Source organism: Streptosporangium sp. G11 (assembly GCF_051192615.1).
Lineage (GTDB): Bacteria > Actinomycetota > Actinomycetes > Streptosporangiales > Streptosporangiaceae > Streptosporangium.
Genome location: NZ_JBPJUQ010000019.1, coordinates 114,658 through 128,544, shown reverse-complemented (window position 1 = coordinate 128,544; position 13,887 = coordinate 114,658). Strand labels below are relative to the sequence as shown.

General features: G+C 70.8%; 12 protein-coding genes. 8 read left to right on the top strand and 4 right to left on the bottom strand.

What is annotated here, in order from left to right:
• The first annotated feature begins 88 nt into the window (after positions 1-88).
• From ACSDR0_RS20070 to ACSDR0_RS20060, 3 genes are all read left to right on the top strand, one after another.
• A complete protein-coding gene (locus ACSDR0_RS20070; RefSeq protein ID WP_435290368.1) occupies positions 89-835 on the top strand; it encodes an aspartate/glutamate racemase family protein in 747 nt (248 codons plus the stop codon).
• A 166-nt stretch (positions 836-1,001) separates the two neighbouring features.
• Positions 1,002-1,853 (top strand): PIG-L family deacetylase, encoded by an 852-nt coding sequence (locus tag ACSDR0_RS20065; RefSeq protein WP_435290367.1) that lies wholly within the window; start codon positions 1,002-1,004, stop codon positions 1,851-1,853.
• 156 nt (positions 1,854-2,009) lie between these two features.
• A complete protein-coding gene (locus tag ACSDR0_RS20060) occupies positions 2,010-3,671 on the top strand; it encodes a penicillin-binding transpeptidase domain-containing protein (protein ID WP_435290366.1) in 1,662 nt (553 codons plus the stop codon).
• Between the two features lie 160 nt (positions 3,672-3,831).
• Here the strand turns inward: ACSDR0_RS20060 and ACSDR0_RS20055 are convergent, their stop codons facing one another.
• The gene (locus ACSDR0_RS20055; RefSeq protein WP_435290365.1) at positions 3,832-4,863 is read right to left on the bottom strand and encodes an aldo/keto reductase; all 1,032 of its coding nucleotides are present in this window, start codon (positions 4,861-4,863) and stop codon (positions 3,832-3,834) included.
• A gap of 327 nt (positions 4,864-5,190) precedes the next feature.
• Here ACSDR0_RS20055 and ACSDR0_RS20050 point away from each other — a divergent pair, with 327 nt between their 5' ends.
• The gene (locus ACSDR0_RS20050) at positions 5,191-5,781 is read left to right on the top strand and encodes a phosphoribosylanthranilate isomerase (RefSeq protein WP_435290364.1); all 591 of its coding nucleotides are present in this window, start codon (positions 5,191-5,193) and stop codon (positions 5,779-5,781) included.
• Between the two features lie 148 nt (positions 5,782-5,929).
• On the opposite strand, the gene ACSDR0_RS20045 is transcribed toward ACSDR0_RS20050, so the two are convergent.
• Positions 5,930-6,640, bottom strand: coding sequence for an SDR family oxidoreductase (locus ACSDR0_RS20045; RefSeq protein WP_435290363.1), 711 nt, complete (start codon positions 6,638-6,640; stop codon positions 5,930-5,932).
• Between the two features lie 147 nt (positions 6,641-6,787).
• On the opposite strand from ACSDR0_RS20045, the gene ACSDR0_RS20040 reads away from it, so the two are divergent.
• From ACSDR0_RS20040 to ACSDR0_RS20025, 4 genes are all read left to right on the top strand, one after another.
• Positions 6,788-7,243, top strand: a complete 456-nt coding sequence (locus ACSDR0_RS20040; RefSeq protein WP_435290362.1) for a winged helix-turn-helix transcriptional regulator — start codon at positions 6,788-6,790, stop codon at positions 7,241-7,243.
• Between the two features lie 306 nt (positions 7,244-7,549).
• Complete coding sequence (locus ACSDR0_RS20035; RefSeq protein WP_435290361.1) at positions 7,550-8,113, top strand: carboxymuconolactone decarboxylase family protein; 564 nt, start codon at positions 7,550-7,552, stop codon at positions 8,111-8,113.
• A 418-nt stretch (positions 8,114-8,531) separates the two neighbouring features.
• On the top strand, positions 8,532-9,326 hold the full coding sequence (locus ACSDR0_RS20030) for an SDR family NAD(P)-dependent oxidoreductase (protein WP_435290360.1): 795 nt from the start codon (positions 8,532-8,534) through the stop codon (positions 9,324-9,326).
• Positions 9,327-9,716: 390 nt separating this feature from the next.
• Positions 9,717-11,621 (top strand): FUSC family protein, encoded by a 1,905-nt coding sequence (locus ACSDR0_RS20025; RefSeq protein ID WP_435290359.1) that lies wholly within the window; start codon positions 9,717-9,719, stop codon positions 11,619-11,621.
• Between the two features lie 58 nt (positions 11,622-11,679).
• On the opposite strand, the gene ACSDR0_RS20020 is transcribed toward ACSDR0_RS20025, so the two are convergent.
• Entirely contained in the window at positions 11,680-13,053 is a 1,374-nt protein-coding gene (locus ACSDR0_RS20020) for a GntP family permease (protein ID WP_435290358.1), read from the bottom strand.
• Positions 13,050-13,703: a gluconokinase gene (locus tag ACSDR0_RS20015; RefSeq protein WP_435290357.1), complete on the bottom strand. Its 654-nt coding sequence runs from the start codon at positions 13,701-13,703 to the stop codon at positions 13,050-13,052. Before ACSDR0_RS20015 ends, ACSDR0_RS20020 begins: the two co-directional genes overlap by 4 nt.
• Positions 13,704-13,887 lie beyond the last annotated feature (184 nt).

Here is a 13,887-nt window from a genome sequence, read left to right as displayed (position 1 = left end):
CCGTGGGCGACGCGGCTGGTCCCCGGTCGGTGAAATGAGCGTGTAGCGCTCCCGGCGCTGCCATCTTGAGGTAATGAAACGGAGTCTCATGCGTACCATCGGTCTTATCGGCGGGCTGAGCTGGGAGTCGACTCTCGTCTACTACCAGATCATCAACCAGCGGGTGCGTGAACGGCTGGGCGGCAGCCATTCCGCCAACAGCCTCATCTGGTCGGTCGACTACACGACGGTCGAGGACCTCATCTTCGCCGACCGCTGGGACGAGGTGGGCGCGCTGCTCGTCGACGCCGGAAGGAACCTGGAGAAATCCGGCGCCGACTTCCTGCTCATCTGCAGCAACACCTTCAACCGGGTGGCCGACGAGGTCACGCGGGCCACGAACGTTCCCTTCCTCCACATCGCGGACGCCGTGGGCGCCGAGGTGTCCGCCAGGGGAATGCGCAAGGTCGGCCTGCTGGGGACCCGCTTCACGATGGAGGAGCCCTTCTACCGGGAGCGGCTGGCCGCGCAGGGCTTCGAGGTGGTCATACCGAAGCGTGAGCAGCGCGATCTGGTCCATGACGTGATCTTCGAGGAGCTGGTGCGCGGGATTCTGAGCGAATCCTCCAGGGACGCCTACACGCGGATCATCGCCGAGCTCGCGGACGAGGGCGCCGAGGGCGTCGTCCTCGGCTGCACGGAGATCGAGCTCCTGATCAGTGAGAAGGACACCGGTATCCCGCTCTTCCCGAGCGCCCAGCTGCACGCGGAGGCGGCGGCCAACTTCGCCCTCGCCCCGGCCTTCGACGCGGTGGCCCAGGAACGGTCCGCCGCCGTATCGCCCCACGCGCTGTAGGAAGCGCGGGCACGGCGGTCCCGGCGTTCGGACGCGGGAACCCCGGCGGCATCGGCTCCGTGGCGCACATGCCCCGGGAAGGGGAGGAGGGGCGCTCTCGCCTTCCCGGTGGCCGCCGTAGAGTGGGCCGGTCCGCAGGGCTTTTCTCGCGAATGGGTTGAAAATCATGGATGACAGGTTGACGCTGATGGCCGTTCACGCCCATCCCGACGACGAGGTGCTCGGGACGGGCGGGATTCTCGCCAGATACGCGGACGAGGGCATCCGTACCGTCCTGGTCACCTGCACGAACGGCGAGCAGGGCGACGGCCCCGGCGGGGTGAAGCCGGGGGAGCCCGGCCACGACGAGGCGGCGGTGAGCGCGCTGCGGCTGGAGGAGCTCCGCGAGTCGGCGACCCACCTGGGGATCTCTCACGTGGAGCTGCTCGGTTACCGCGACTCGGGCATGGTCGGCTGGGCCGCCAACGAGGCGCCGGAGTCCTTCGCCAACGTGCCGTTCGAGCAGGCCGTCGGCAGGCTTGTCGCGCTGATGGAGCGCTATCGCCCGCAGGTCGTCGTGACCTACGACGAGAACGGCGGCTACGGCCACCCCGACCACATCCAGGCCCACCGGGTCGCCCTCGCGGCGGCCGAGGCCAGTGGCATCCCCCGCAAGCTCTACTACACGGCCGTGCCCCGCGAGCGGATAGCCGAGCTGTTCGAATATCTCCGCTCGACCGGCGCCGCCCCGGAGGACTTCGAGCTTCCCGACGACTTCGGCGTCCCCGAGGAGCAGATCACCACCGTGGTCGACGTGTCCTCCCAGGTGGAGCGCAAGCGCAAGGCACTGGAGGCGCACGCGAGCCAGGGCGAGAACATCTTCTTCCTGCGCATGCCCACCGAGGCCCAGCACCGGGCGTTCGCGCACGAGACCTTCATCCGCCACGTCAACCACGTTCCCGCCGCGGCCGACCGTGAGGACGACCTCTTCGACGGCCTCCGTCAGGGAGAGGCGCTCGACGGGGACGTGCTCTCGTAGGGTGCCTCCGCGGGGACGGCCCCCGGGGGAGGGCGGGCCGTCGTCGCGGGCTACGGTGTCATACCGAAGTCTGGAAAAACCTGGTTCACCGCTTCTTATCACCTTTACGATCTTTTCTCTGGTATGCAACTCTGCAAACCCGGGGGAGTAAACGGTATGCGTGATCGAAGGCTCCTCGCGCTGATCTTCTCCGCGACCGCGATCGTCGTCTTCGGCGTGTACGGAGTGGTGGCCGCCCCGGGCGCCGTCGTGACCTCACCCTCGCCGAGGCCCTCGCCGTCCGGTGCCTCCGCCGGCCCCGACGAGTCCGACGACCCGGACGCCGGGACGAACGCGGTGAGGGCGGGGGAGTCGCCCGCCCCGGTGCCCGTCTCACCGCCGCCGAACCTGATCACGCTGACCCCGGTCACGCCGACCCCGCAGGGCGGTCCCGAGACGACCGCGACGAGCTACCTCACCGCCTGGCAGGCCGGTGACCTCACCGCCATGGCGGGCATGGTCGTCGACCCCCCGGCCGACTTCGGCGTCCGGCACCGCGGGTTCGACGCCGACCTGCGGATCGCGTCGCTGTCCCTCACCCCCGGCGAGCTACGCCGTCACGGCGAGGACGCGGCCGAGATGCCCTTCAAGGGAGTGCGGCGGATCACGGGGCTGGACGACTGGCAGTTCGCCTCCGTCCTGCGCCTGGAGCTGCGGTTCGGGGTGTGGAAGGTGCGCTGGACCCCCGAGACGATGCACCCCTCGCTCAAGGACGGCGGGAGCCTGCGGCTGAAGGAGACCGAGATCAGGCACCCGGCCACGGTGACCCGCGAGGGGGAGCCGTTCCCCCGCGACAGCAGGGCGGGCGACTACTTCACCGGGCTGGGTGACACGGCGGTCGACCTGAAACTGCAGGAGGAGCCCTCCGGGCGGGTGCTGCTGTCCTCGCCCCGATCGTCCTCGGGGACGAAGACCACGATCTCCCAGCCCGTGCAGGCCGCCGCGGCCCGCGCCCTGGACGGCGTCGAGCAGCCCGCCGCGATCGTGGCCGTGGACGTCCAGACGGCCCAGGTGCGGGCGGTGGCGGACACCCTGGGCGGCAAGGCGGCCTTCAACGGCCTCTATCCGCCCGGCTCGACGTTCAAGATCGTGACCGCCGCCGCGCTGCTCCGCAGCGGCCTGACCCCCGACTCGCAGGTCGCCTGCCCGGCCTCCTACACCCTCCCGAACGGCAGGAGCTTCAGCGACTCCGACGGCATCGACCACGGCAGCGTCGCCTTCACCACGGCCTTCGCGCTCTCCTGCAACACCACCTTCGCCCAGCAGACGTACGACCGGCTGCGCGACGACCGGCTGCGCGCCGAGGCGGCCGACCGGTTCGGGTTCCGGGAGAAGCCGGGGCTGAGCTCCTGCCGGATCCAGCCGTACGGAAGCCCGGACGAGCTGGGATCCGACTCCATCGGCCAGAACTCGGTGCAGGCCAGCCCGCTCTGCATGGCCGAGGTCGCCGCCGCGGTCGCGAGCGGCGTCTGGAAGCCCGCGATCACGACCGACGAGCCTCCCGGGGACTCGCCGCCTCCCGTGCCGCTGGACGAGGGGGTGGCCGCGAGCCTGCGGACGATGATGGGCGCCGTGGTCACCCAGGGAACGGCCTCCCAGGCCGGGCTCCCGCCGGACACCGCGGGCAAGACCGGCACCGCCGAGGTCGAGAACGCCGGGGACCACGCCTGGTTCGTCGGCTACCGGGGTTCCCTGGCCTTCGCGGTGTTCGTCCGGCACGGCGGCACCGGGGGCAAGGTCGCGGCGCCGATCGCCGCGAGGTTCCTCAACGCCCTCTGACGCGTTCTCGCTCTCATCGCCCGGTTGTCCTTGCCGGGCACGTCTTCTCCGGAGGTTCTCGCTGGAGGATCTCGCTGTAGGTTTTCGCCGGAGGTTTTGCCGGAGAAGACGTGGCCGGGCATCGCGCCGGCCAGGCCGGCGGGAGCGCCGAGCCCTCGGGTCAGCCGCTCAGGGAGGACTCCTCGCCGAGGGGCTTCGCGTCGGAGGTGGTCCGCAGGTCCTTCAGCACCTCCTCCAGCCGGGCGAACTCCTCCCGGCTGAGCGGCCCGTGCCGGAGCGCGCCGGCGTTCTCCTCGACCTGCGCGACGGTGCGGCACCCGGGGATCGGGATCGTCGTCTCGCTGCGCGCCCACAGCCAGGCGAGGGCGCCCTGGGCGAGCGTACGGCCGCCGGAGGTGAGCAGCTCGCGCGCGGCCTCGATGCGGGGCAGCCACTCCGGCGCGGCCGCGCCGTCCCTGAAGTAGACCTGCCAGTCGAAGCCCTGGTTGCGCACGTCGTCGCGGCCCACCGTACGGCCGTCGTTGTACTTGCCGCTGAGCAGGCCCATCGCCAGCGGACCCCGGTTGACGCTCGCCTGACCGGTCGCCTCGCACACCGCGATCACGTCGGCCGCGTCCCGCAGCACCGAGATGTCGTGCTGGATGGCGGTGCAGTGCGGGCCCGCGATCGCGAACGCCCTGGCGTGCTCCGCGTTGTCGGTGCTCCAGCCGTACGCTCGGATCCGCCCGTCGGCCACCAGCTCCTCGAGCGTGTCGACCAGGTCGAGCGCCTCGGTGACCGGCAACTCGTTGATGTGGAGCTGGTAGAGGTCGATGTAGTCGGTGTCGAGCCGCCGGAGCGATCCCTCAAGGCATTCGCGCAGGTAGGCGGCGCTGCCGTCCGAGCCGCCCGCCTCGCGTGTCCGCTCGTCGAAGGTCCATCCCCACTTGCTGGCCACGACGACCTCGTCACGGCGCCCCGCCAGCGCCCGGCCGAGCACCGACTCGCTGTGCCCGGCGCCGTAGTTGCTCGCGGTGTCGAAGAAGGTCACCCCGAGATCGAGTGCCCGGTGGACGGTGCGGATCGACTCGTCGTCGTCCACCGCGCCCCAGCCGAAGTGGTCGTCGCCGCCCTTCCACGGGCCGCCGATCGCCCAGCACCCCATGCCGAGCGCGCTGACCTCGATACCGCTGCGACCGATGATCCGCTTCATTGTCCGCTCTCCAAACTCGTCGGAATTCACGGCTTCCACCCTTCCCGCTGGAGTGGACTCCAGGTCAACCCCGAAAGGAAAAGCGGAACGGTCTATTCCTGAAATAAGGCCATTTATCCGGTAAGGACCGGCCGGCTGGACCTCATTCCCGGCGTGCCGACGACATACGAGTTCTTCGGCGGGGGAAATCCGCGATATTCGCGTTCGATACCGGAGAACCGGTGTTCCGTGAGCCGAGGACGGTTCCCGCGACGGAGGAGCGTCCCCGCGAACCGGCCGGCACCCGGCAGTGCGGGCGCGGGCGGGAAACGGGCTACCGTACACAGGGTGTACGTGAAGATCTGCGGGCTGCGCGAGCCCGGACATGTGACGGCCGCCGTCGAGGCGGGAGCCGACGCCATCGGATTCGTCCTCACCAGGAGTTCGCGGCGGGTCACCCCCGCACTGGCGAGGGAGCTGGCCTCGATGGTGCCCCCGCACGTGCTGACCGTGGGGGTGTTCGCCGGCGAGCCCTCCGAGGAGGTCAGGGCGGCCACGCTGGAGGCGGGGCTGCGCGCCGTCCAGCTGCACGGTGACCATCCGCACGAGGACTTCACCGCGCTGAAGGACCTCGGCGTCACGCTGGTCCGAGCCGGGGCCGCGAGCACCGACCTGCGCTGCGGCGCCCTCGACGAGGACCTGCTCATCGTCGACGCGCCCAGGCCGGGCTCGGGGGAGCCGTGGGACTGGGCGGCCGTGCGCGGGCGCCCGGCGGGCCGCTGGATGCTGGCCGGGGGACTGGATCCGTCGAACGTGGCCGAGGCGATCGCCGCCGCCCGGCCCTGGGGGGTCGACGTGTCGAGCGGCGTGGAGGTCGCTCCCGGGGTGAAGGACCCGGGTCTCATCAGGGACTTCGTCACCGCCGCCCGTGACGCCTGAACGTCGCGGGTGAGCCTGCGGGGCTGGTCTGAGCGTCGCGGGTGGGCGTGCTAGGCCGGTTTGAACGTCGCGGGTGAGTCTGCGGGACCGGATGGACGAGCCGCCTTCCGGGAAGAAGGCGGCTGTCCGGAGGGGAACCGGCGCTTGTTCAGCGGATCTCGGGCAGCTGCGGGTAGAGCGCGCTGGGGTCGCTGGAGAGCCCCGCCTTGACGTTCGTGCTGACCTCGTCGGCGAGGACCTCGTACCGCCCGGCCTCCACGCCGTCGAGGGCGATGCGGGCGATGACCGCGGGATCGCTCTTGGGAGCGTCGACCCGCGCGGCCATGTCGGTGTCCATGTATCCGACGTGCAGGGCGGTGACCAGCGTCTTCTGCTCGGCGAGCTGCAGGCGCAGCGCGTTGGTCAGGGCCCAGGCCGCCGACTTGGCCGCGGAGTAGGCCACGCTGTCCGGGAAGGCGATCCAGGACAGCACCGACAGGACGTTGAGGATGGCTCCGCCGCCGTTGCGGGCGAGGGCAGGGGCGAAGGCCCGGCTCGTGGCGAGCGTGCCGAAGTAGTGGGTCTCCATCTCAAGCCGGAAGTCGTCGATGTCCCCGTCGAGGAGCCCGGCCCCGGTGAGACTTCCAGCGTTGTTGATCAGCAGGGTGACGTCCGGCGCCAGATCGGCCGCCGCGCGTACGGCCGCCGGGTCGGTGACGTCCAGTGCGATGGGCACCACGCCGGGAGTGGTGATCGTGTCGGGGTTGCGCGCGGTGGCGTAGACCTTCGACGCGCCGCCTTCGAGCAGTGCCTGGACGAACCGCTCGCCGAGTCCGCGATTAGCACCGGTGACGAGGGCCACAGAACCGTTGATCTGCATGATGTTCCTTACCGTGGTTGGTGGGCGAGGACGCCGCGGGACGGTTTCCACGTCACGGGGTCACCGGGAGGAGCCCCTGAGACCTGAGTTGGTTTATCCAACTTATCACCCTGGGTTGGAAAACCAAACCTCGCATAGAATGGGGTCATGCCCATGAAGACGGACCGCGTACTCGAACCGCGCTGCTCCATCGCCCGGAGCCTGCAGGTGCTCGGTGAGCGGTGGACGCTGCTGATCATCCGGGACGCCCACGCCGGGCTGACCCGGTTCGCCGACTTCCGCGACTCCCTGGGCATCGCCTCCGACCTGCTCACCAATCGGCTGAACACGCTGGTCGAGGCGGGTGTCATGGAGCGCCGCCCCTATCAGGAGCCGGGGGCCAGGGGCCGCTACAGCTACCATCTGTCCCCGGCGGGCGAGGAGCTGATGACGGTGCTCGCCTCGCTCCAGCAGTGGGGTGACGCCAACCGGCCCCACGAGGCCGGCCCCTCGGTGCTGCGTCGCAGTCGCTCCTCCGGGCGCCCCCTGCGCGTCGCGTTCGTCGACGACACCGGCACGCCCGTACCCCCGGAGGACGTCGACTTCGTCTTCGTCGATCACTGAGTCGCCGACGCCGGGGGCGGCACTTGGCCGGCCCCCGGGTGGGCCGCCGGTCGTCTCGCGGCGTACCTGTGCCTGTCGGGAGGGCGGTGACCTGCGCCGTCACCGGTCCGCTCCGTGGGCCATCTCCCCGCGCGTCCGCCGCTCCGCCCTCGGGGTGAACCCCTGCGAGGGTGTTTTCCGGGGCCGGTCATTGCCAAAGTCGTCAACCATGTTTACTATATAGACAACCTCATTGACGACATCGCCGCGACGCGCGATGCGGAGCCCGTGTTCCGAGGGCTCGGACAATCCAGAGAGAAGGCCCCCGTGTCCCATGCCGTCTTCGTCACGCACACCGCCGAGAGCGCTCCGCCCGACGCCCGCTCCACCGTCGAGGGCGTGGAGCGAAAATTCGGCTACGTCCCCGAGGCGGTCGGCCGGATGGCCACCTCCCCGCAACTGCTCAAGGGCTTTCTGGCGGCCAGCGCGGCCTTCGAGCAGACCACCCTCGATCCGGTCGACCGCGAGATCGTCGTCATGACGGTCGCCACCCGCAACGGCTGTCATGTCTGCGTGGCGATGCACACCGCCACGCTGGTCAGGCTGGAGGCGCCGTCCGAGGTCGTCGAGGCGCTCCGGGCTCGAAAGCCCCTCCCGGACGCGCGCGCGGAGGCGCTCCGGTCGTTCACCCTCGCGGTCATGGACTGTCGCGGCGCGGTCGGCGACGAGGAGACGAGGGCTTTCCTCGATGCCGGCTACAGCGCGCGGAACGCCCTCGACGTCGTCCTCGGCGTCGGCGCTTACACGATCTCGACCTTCGCCAACCGGCTGATCGACGCGCCCCTCGACCCGCCGTTCCACGCCTTCGCCTGGGACGACGACGACAGATGAGCCCGGCCCGGTTCGCGTGCGAGACCTCCCGGCCATTGTCATATACCCCTTAGGAGTATGGATTGGGAAAGCCGGCCGGAGATCGACGGGGGAAGAGGAGGCCGTGATGTCCGAACCGGTCCGGCACGCGAGCCATGCCGGGGGGTGAGGGGCACCACGGATCCGGCGCCATGGACGCCGGGCCGGCATCCGGCCTCTTCCGGGGCTCCCTCGCCTTCGCCCTTCCGGTGGCCTTCCTGGTCACCACGCCCATCGGCCGGGGCAGGGGGACACGCCGTCGCCCGCGCCCATCCCCAAAAAATGATCACTGTCCGCATGTTCCACCCGGGTGGACACGGGAACGAACACCGGATCAGCTGGACGACATATCACCAGGTCGTGAGGTACCCACCCGCACCGGGTTTCAAGGACGTGACGTATGCACATCGATCTCACCGGCAAGACGGCACTGGTCACCGGATCCACCCAGGGCATCGGGACGGCCATCGCCACCGGCCTCGCGCGGGCGGGCGCGACGGTGGCCGTCAACGGCCGCAAACCCGACAAGGTCGAGGCCGCCGCGGACGCGCTGCGCGCGGAGGTCCCCGGCGCGCTGGTCGTCCAGATCGCCGCCGACCTCGCCACCCAGGAGGGCGCGGACCACGCCGTGGACCTCCTGCCGAACGTCGACATCCTGGTCAACAACCTCGGGATCTTCGAGGCGAAGGACGCCCTGGAGATCACCGACGACGAGTGGCGGCGCTATTTCGAGGTGAACGTCCTGGCGGCGGTCCGCCTCACCCGCGCCTATCTGCCGGGGATGGTGGCGCGCTCCTGGGGCCGCGTCCAGTACATCGCCAGCGACTCCGCGATCGTCACCCCCATCGAGATGATCCAGTACGGCATGTCCAAGACCGCCCTCCTGGCCGTCTCACGCGGCTTCGCCAAGAAGGCCGCGGGCAGCGGCGTCACCGTCAACTCCGTCATCGCCGGTCCCACCCACACCGGTGGTGTGAAGGAGTTCGTCTACGAGCTCGTCGACCGGAGCCTGCCCTGGGAGAAGGCCCAGCGCGCCTTCATGCGGGAGCACCGCCCGCAGTCACTCCTGCAACGGCTGATCGAGCCGGAGGAGATCGCCAACATGGTCGTCTACCTCAGCTCGCCGCAGGCCTCCGCGACCACGGGCGGCGCCCTCCGCGTCGACGGGGGATACGTCGACGCCATCGTCCCCTAGCGGTACGGCACCTTGTCCGGGGCCGGCACGGTCGCGGACGCGGTGCCGGCCGGCCTGCGCGACAAGCCGGCCGCCGTCACCCTGCTTGTCCGGGGCCGGCGCGGTCGCGGTGCCGGTGCGACACCTCGTGCGGGGTCACGCCACCGAGCGATACGGACCGCGCCTCCCGAGCGGTCCGGCGCCGGTGTGACACCTCGGCAGGGGGCCACGTTCCCGCGAGGCAGGGGGGCCGCGTTCCCGCGCGGCAGGGCAACGCGGTGGTCAAGCCTTCGTCGGTGAACGCGGGGATAACCGGGCGGGACGGGCGGGTAGGGATGCGCCGTGAACCGTGAAGCGACCATCTCGCGGCCGGACCCGCCCGGCGTGCCGGCGTACTGAGCACGGCGAGCGATGCCCCCGCTCTTCCGGCGGGCCACCGACCGGCTGAGCGGCGCCGCCCCCGGCTGGCTGGTCGAGACGGTCCGGCCCGCACCCGCGGCACTTCGGTGGTGGCCGATGCTGCGCATGACCGTGGCGGTGACCGTCCCGCTCCTCATGGGGTCCGTCTCGGGAAACGTCGTGGCCGGCCTGCTGCCCGCCATGGGCGCCATGAACGCCGGTCTGGCCGACCGGGGCGGCCCCTACCGGGTCAGGATCACCCAGATGGGCGCGGCCGGTGTCGCCGGGGCGCTTGGGTATCTCATCGGGGCCGCGGTCCACGGCCACGGCTGGTGGACGGTGTCGGTCGTGGTGGCCGTCTCGGTGGTGTCCGCGCTCATCAGCACGAGCGGGGCCACGGGTTCGAGGGCCGGGCTGCAGCTGCTGGTGATGACCGTGATCGCCACCGGCGTGAGGCTGCCCGGGGCGCCGAGCGCGAACGCGCTGGCCTTCCTGCTGGGCGCGATCTGGGTGATCGTGCTGGGGGTCGCCGACTGGCCGTTCCATCCCCGGGCACCGGAGAAGGCTGCCGTGATCGCGGTCTACGAGGCTCTCGATCGGCTGTTCACCGAGCACGACGCCCCCGCGCTGACGAAGTTCGACACCACTCTCAAGGACGGCTACGACGTCGTGCTCGGCGCCCGCTCTCCGGCGGGAGGGCTCGATCCCGATCGCACCCGCCTGGTCGCCCTGCTGAACCAGGCCTCGCTGATCCGCAACGGCCTGCTCTCGCTGCGCTACGAGGGACGAGAGCCGCCCGCGGAGCTCGCGTCCGCCGTCAGGGCCGTCGCCGCGTCGCTCGCCGGTGGGCCCGCGCCCCGGGTGCGGTGCGACTCGCCCGCCGCGCGAGCCCTCCGCTCCGCCGTGCGGGGGGCCGTCGAGCTGGTGTCCGGTGGCGAGGTCGCGGCGGACCAGCTGCCGTACGAACCGGTCGGCTACCGCTCCCGGCTCCGGGACGCGCTGGAGCAGATGTGGCGGGGTCATCTCGTCCGCGTCTACACGGTCAGGCTCGCGCTCTGCATGGGCGTCGCCGCCATGCTCAGCGGGCTGGGCTGGTTCGAGCGGTCCTACTGGATGATGCTGACCGTCGCGCTGGTGCTCAAGCCCGACTTCGGGTCGGTGTTCGCCCGTGCCGTGCAGCGTGCGCTCGGCACCCTCGTGGGTACGCTGATCGGCACCCTCGTGCTCGTCCTGGTGCCGTACGGCCCGCTGCTCCTGGTCCCCATCGCCGTGTGCGCGGCGCTCCTGCCCTACGGCCAGCAACGCAACTGGGGCCTGATGTCGACCTTCCAGGCGCCGCTGGTCCTGCTCCTGGTGGACCTGCTGACCCGCGGCGGGCCGGATCTGGGGAGGATCCGGCTGGTGGACACGCTGGTCGGATGCGTGATCGTCCTGGTGCTGGGATACCTGCCGTGGTCGGCGAGCTGGGAGGCTCCGGTCGGGCCGAGGTTCGCCGACGCGGTGACGGCCACCGCGAACTACCTGCGGCACGCGTTCGACAGGGAGCACACCGGCAGGGCGCGGCTGCGTCGCAGAGCGTACGACGCACTGGCCGACCTGCGGACGGTCTTCCAGCGGGCGCTGGCCGAGCCGCCGGTGATCAGCAGGCGCGTCACCACCTGGATGCCCGCGATGGCCGCGCTGGAACAGGTGGCCGACGCGACCGCCACCACCGTCGCGCGCACCGAGCGCGGCGCGTCGCCACCGCCCGAGGAGGCCGTGCGGGCCCTGGCGGACTCCCTGGAGAAGGTCGCCAGGGACGTCCGCGAGGGGCGCGAGCCGGTCGACCCCGGGTCCGGCGACGAGGAGAGCCTGGAGCGGATCGCCTCCGCCGTCCGCTGCCTGCGCGACACGGTGTCGGCGAAGCACCCGGGCTGACCGGCCCCGTGCCGCGAGGAGGCAGCGGAGACAGCGGAGGCAGCGGAGACAGCGGGAACTATAGGAAGAGGCTCAGGATCAGGACGAAGACCAGGCCGGTCACCGAGATGATCGTCTCCATCACCGACCAGGTCTTGATGTTCTGGCCCACGGTGAGCCCGAAGTACTCCTTGACCAGCCAGAAGCCCGCGTCGTTGACGTGGGAGAAGAACAGCGAGCCCGCGCCGATGGCGAGTACGAGCAGCGAGGTCTCCCCGACGCTGAGGTTGGCGACCAGCGGGGCCAGGATTCCCGAGGCCGTGACGGTCGCGACGGTCGCCGAGCCGGTGGCCAGCCGGATGAGCACGGCGACCAGCCAGGCGAGCAGCAGCACCGACAGGCCGCTGTTCTCCACCCACGTGGCGATGAGGTCGCCGATCCCGGTGTCGATCAGCGTCTGCTTGAAACCGCCGCCGGCGGCCACGATCAGCAGGATGCCCGCGATCGGCGGCAGCGACTGCTCCAGGGACTTCGCGATCGTCTTCCTGTCCATGCCGGCCCCGAGACCCAGGGTGAACATCGCCACGATGACGGCGATGAGCAGCGCCACCAGCGGCGTGCCGAGGAAGTCGAGCACCGTGCGCAGGACGTTGCCCTCGGCGGTGAGGATGTCGGCGAGGGCCTTGCCCATCATCAGCACGACCGGCAGCAGCACGGTGGCGAGGGTGACGCCGAACGACGGCCGCCTGGTGTCCTCCGCCGGGGGCCGGGTCTCGTAGAGCTCCGGTGCCGGTACGTCCACCCAGCGGGCCGCGTACTTGGAGAACAGCGGTCCGGCGATGGCGACCGTCGGGATGGCGATGAGCACGCCCAGGCCCAGTGTGATGCCGAGATCGGCCTTGAGGGCGTCGATGGCCACCAGCGGTCCAGGGTGGGGAGGGACGAGCCCGTGCATCACGGAAAGACCCGCGAGCGCGGGGATGCCCACCCGGATCAGGGAGACGCCGGAGCGCCGCGAGACCAGGAAGATGACCGGCATCAGGAGTACGAGGCCGATCTCGAAGAACATCGGCAGGCCGATCAGCGCGCCCACGGCGGCCATCGCCCAGGGCAGGGAGCGGGGGCTGGACCGGCCGACGATCGTGTCCACGATCTCGTCGGCCCCGCCGGAGTCGGCGAGCAGCTTGCCGAACATCGCGCCGAGCGCGATGAGCGTGCCGACCCCGGCCGCGGTGCTGCCGAACCCGTCGGTGAAGGCGGCGATGGTGTCGGTCATCGCCAGGCCCGCGACGGCTCCGACCGCCAGCGAGCCGAGGGTCAGGCTCAGGAAGGGGTGCAGCTTGAAGTACGTGATCAGTACGACGATCAGCGCGATGCCGACGATCGCGGCCGGGACGAGCCTGCCCGGGGAGGTGGCGGCGGGCTCGGCCAGGGCGGTCAGGAGGGGGGTCACCTGGCGCTCCCGGCCTCGCCGGCGTCCCGGTCCTGTCCCTGCTCACGGTCCTGTCCCCGGTCGCGGGACGCGGCCGGGGCGGCGGGGCCGGTGGGATCGGCGGACGGCGGACCCGGTCGCGTCCGGGCTGTCACGGTGAGGTAGGCGTCCACGAGCTCGTCGACGGGCTTGGAGAAGTCGAGGACGATTCCCCGCTCGTCGGGCTCCAGAGGCTCCAGGGTCTTGAACTGCGACTCGACCAGCGAGGCGGGCATGAAGTGCCCGGGGCGGCCGGCCACTCTCCGGCGTACGGCGTCCATCTCGCCGTGGAGGTGGACGAAGCTCACCGTCGGCGCGGCCTCGCGCAGGATGTCGCGGTAGCTCCGTTTGAGCGCCGAGCAGCTCGCCACGCCGCCGGTGGCGGCGTGCTCGCCGAGCCAGGCGCCGATCGCGCGCAGCCAGGGCAGCCGGTCCTCGTCGTCGAGGGGGATCCCGTCCGACATCTTGGCGATGCTGGCCTCGCTGTGGAAGTCGTCGGCGTCGGCGAACGGCAGCCGTAACCGCTGGCTGAGGGCGGCGCCCACGGTGCTCTTGCCGGAACCGGTCACCCCCATGACGACGAGCAGCGCGGCGCCGGGAGGCGGTGAGGCGGGATCCTGAGCGGGGTTCATGGAGACGACCTCCCATGTCGATCTTCGCGACAGCCTAGCTGGATCGGTGAACACAACCCAGAGTTAGTGGTAATAAATCATGCTTTTGTGACGATATGTCACAGTTTGTGATGGTTAACCCTTGAGGGGGGCGGTGACCGGACGACTATGGGACTGCACCGGAGCGTCCTGAATAAACTCGGTT